The following is a 2,571-nucleotide window of genomic DNA, read 5'->3' on the forward strand; positions in this document are numbered from 1 at the left end:
ACCGCAGGCCGGGGAGAGCGCCGACCAGCGGCCGGGGATTACCCTCACCCGTGAGCAACCGGAGGAGTGGGTGGGCTGCCCGCTCACCGACGACCAGGTGGAAGAGATCGACGGGTGCATCCCCAACAGTTCCATCCCCGAGGCGATCGGCGCGATCGCTGACCAGTTCCTCATCTACGACGAACAGAGCGAGGAGGGCGAGGGGGGCGGGGGCGGCCAGCGTCGTTGCTGAGCTGCGGGCGACGTACGGCAAGGCGGGCGGACTGGAGGCGCTGTACGGGGCGCTGACCGACGACCGGCTCGGCAACGACGAGCGGGCGGTTCCGACCGGCCTTCCGCGGCCGGAGGGTCAGGGTCGCCCCCACACCGTTCACCAAGAGAGGGCTGCCGGCGCGTCCCCGGGTGTCTCAGGCGCGCCCAGTCTCGATCCTGGGCCTGCCTGAACGTCCCGGCCCTTGCGGCTCTCTTCATAAAACCCCTGGTCAGGCCCGACTCAATTGTTATCAGAATCATAAATTGATATGATTAGGACATAATAAATGGTCGAAAAGGAGAGAACATGACGACCACCACAGCCCAGCCGACGGCGGCTCAGCCCTCCGCGGACCCCGGCGACGGCAGCGTCACTTCCGCTCGGCTGCGCGCCATCGTCGCCGAGCTCAACGCCCGCTACCTCGAACGCGCCACCGCCGTAAAGGCAATCGTCGCCTGCATGCTCGCCGGCGAGCACTCCCTGCTGCTCGGCCCGCCCGGCACCGCCAAGAGCGAGCTGGCCAGGGACCTGACGAGCCGGATCCAGGACGCTCTCCTATGGGAGGTGCTCATGTCGAAGTACACCGACCCCAAACAGCTGTTCGGCCCGATCGACGTCGCCGCGTTGATGCAGGGCCGCTACGAGCAGGTGTGGGACGGGCGCGCCACCAAGGCGAACATCGCGTTCATCGACGAGATCGGCAAGTGCGGCCCAGCCGCACTCAACGGGATGCTCGCCTACTTAAACGAGCGGCTGTACCACCCGGAGGCGGGCGGCGCGCCCATCCGCTGCCCGCTGTTGTCCGCCATCTGCGCCAGCAACGAGCTGCTCCAGGGCCAGGAGTCCGCGGCGATCTATGACCGGCTGCTGGTCAGGATCGAGGTCGGCTACCTCGCCGACGTGGCCAACTTCACCACGCTGATCCGCTCAGCGACCGTCCCGGCCGCCCCGCCGACCGCGCCCACCACGGTGCTGCTCGGCGACGTGGAGCAGGCCGTGCGCGTCCACGTGCCCCGCATCGACGTGCCCGACCCGGTGATCGACGCCGTGTGCACGCTACGAACGGCGCTGCACCACGAAGGGTTGATCGCCAGCGACCGGCGTTGGAAGAAATCCATCCGGCTCCTGCAAGCCGCCGCCTTCCTGGACGGCCGCAACGCGGTCAACTCCAACGACATGGCCCTCCTGACGCACGTCCTGTGGGACAGCCCGGCCGACAAGCTCACCGTTGAGGGGCAGGTCCTCGGCCTCGTCAACCCTGACGCTAAGGAGGCCCTGGATCTGCTCGACGGGATCGACGCGATCGAAGCCGAGCTCAACAAGCTGAAAGGCAAGTCCCGGGAGGAGCTGGCCGAGTGGGGGATCAAGGAGGCCAACCCCAAGCTCAGCAGGTCTGCCAACAAGCTGAGAGAACTGCTGAAGGACGCGACTGCGGCCGGCAGGTCGACCGACAGCATTGACGAGGTCATCGCCCGCCACCGCGCCGTGAACGGCCGCGTCATGGTTGAAGCGCTCAACATGCAGCCCACCGGCATCTGAGGAGCCTGACGTGGCTGCGAAGAAAACGAAGAGGCCGTTTGCGGCGCTGAAGGACCTCGCGGCTAAGGCCGGGCGATGGCTCGGCCTGGCCGCGACCCCCGCACCCGTCAAGCACACCCAGGTGGTCGCCTTCGACCGGTTCGACGAGATGACCTGGACGGACGTCTACACGCAGGCTCGCGCCCTTCGCGAGCTGGCCGACGAACTGGCCGATCGGCACTCCTACACGACCGACCTGCTCCGCGACTTGTGGACCGGCGCCTACAAGGCGGTGCCGCGGCTGCACGACCTGGCCGACATGGACCCATCCCGGGCGGTGAACCACCAGGTCGTCTCCTCGCTGACGGAATCGCCTGCATGGAAGGAGTTGCGCCGCAACACCGTCGGCGACCCCTACGCCTCGGCGATGGCGGTGCTCGCGCAGGGCAGCACACTGCGCAACATGCTCGAACAGACCTGCGAGGCGCAGAAGGAGGCGGAGGAGGCGCAGGAGGCGCAACGCCAGGCCGCGGAGGCGGCACAGCAAGTGCAGCAGGCGATGGAAGCGGCAGCCGCCGCAGCCGACCCGGACGGGCAGGTCCCGGGCGACGCTGAGGCCCAGGTCGCAGCGGCCGTGGCCGCGGCTAAGGCCGCGGACCAGGCGGCAGCCGAGGCCGACGCGGACGCCCAGCTGGCGCTCGCCAAGGCCGGCCCGGGCATCCGTACGGCTGCCCGGGCCGCTGCCGAGCAGGCGGCCGACAAGGTGCGCGAAGACGCCGAGCTGATGGCCGCGTGGGGTG

The 2,571-nt window shown here is 68.8% G+C and carries 3 protein-coding genes; all 3 read left to right on the plus strand.

Annotated elements, in window-relative coordinates; translation table 11 throughout:
• Positions 1-232, plus strand: a 232-nt coding sequence (locus ABD844_RS52480; RefSeq protein WP_344897703.1) for a hypothetical protein, incomplete at its 5' end; no start/stop codon positions are given.
• Between the two features lie 327 nt (positions 233-559).
• Positions 560-1,792, plus strand: a complete 1,233-nt coding sequence (locus ABD844_RS52485; RefSeq protein ID WP_344897706.1) for an AAA family ATPase — start codon at positions 560-562, stop codon at positions 1,790-1,792.
• 10 nt (positions 1,793-1,802) lie between these two features.
• A partial coding sequence (locus ABD844_RS52490; RefSeq protein ID WP_344897709.1) for a hypothetical protein occupies positions 1,803-2,571 on the plus strand: 769 nt, incomplete at its 3' end.

Source organism: Nonomuraea antimicrobica, assembly GCF_039536965.1.
GTDB lineage: Bacteria > Actinomycetota > Actinomycetes > Streptosporangiales > Streptosporangiaceae > Nonomuraea > Nonomuraea antimicrobica.

Coding starts and splice junctions, on each gene's coding strand:
- ABD844_RS52485 (WP_344897706.1), top strand. CDS start 560: ATGACGACCACCACAGCCCAGCCGACGGCGGCTCAGCCCTCCGCGGAC.